This window comes from Mycobacterium montefiorense, from assembly GCF_003112775.1.
GTDB classification, from domain to species: Bacteria; Actinomycetota; Actinomycetes; order Mycobacteriales; family Mycobacteriaceae; genus Mycobacterium; species Mycobacterium montefiorense.
In genome coordinates this window covers 1-542 of record NZ_BFCH01000015.1, presented here as the reverse complement: position 1 = coordinate 542, position 542 = coordinate 1, and the positions used below count along the sequence as shown (strand labels likewise).

Below are 542 nucleotides of genomic sequence, written 5' to 3'. Positions count from 1 at the left end.
TAGGCGTTGACCATCACCCGGCCAGGCGCCCACCGATCCACCACCTCAGGCGGGCAGGCTTCACCAGCGATCACCAACGCCACCGATTCCAAACCCTGCGCCGACAACGCCGCGACCGCCGACGGTGTCTGAGTGAGCACACTGACTCGCTCATCGACCAACAACGCGTGGAAATCCTGCGGTGAACGCGTCACCTCATCGGGCACCACCACTACCCGCCCACCATGGAGTAGGGCCCCCCAGATCTCCCACACCGAGGAGTCGAAGCTATAGGAATGGCACTGCGACCACACCTGCCCAGGTCCTGTTGGTAGACCGACGTGCAGTGATTCCAGCAGTTGAAGCACGTTGTGGTGGGTGACAGCAACACCTTTAGGGGTGCCGGTGGTGCCCGAGGTGTAAATGATGTACGCAATATCGTCAGGATCAGGACCGGGCACCACCGCGGTGGTGGGTTGGGTCGTGATCGCCGGGTCCTCAACATCAATGACCCACAGATCACGGCCAGCCAGACCAGTAAGGCGCTCGGTGAGCGCTGTGGT

General features: G+C 62.0%; 1 protein-coding gene. It reads right to left on the bottom strand.

From position 1 onward, the window contains the following. On the bottom strand, positions 1-542 hold a 542-nt coding region (locus DB708_RS09705), incomplete at both ends, for an AMP-binding protein (protein WP_133250995.1).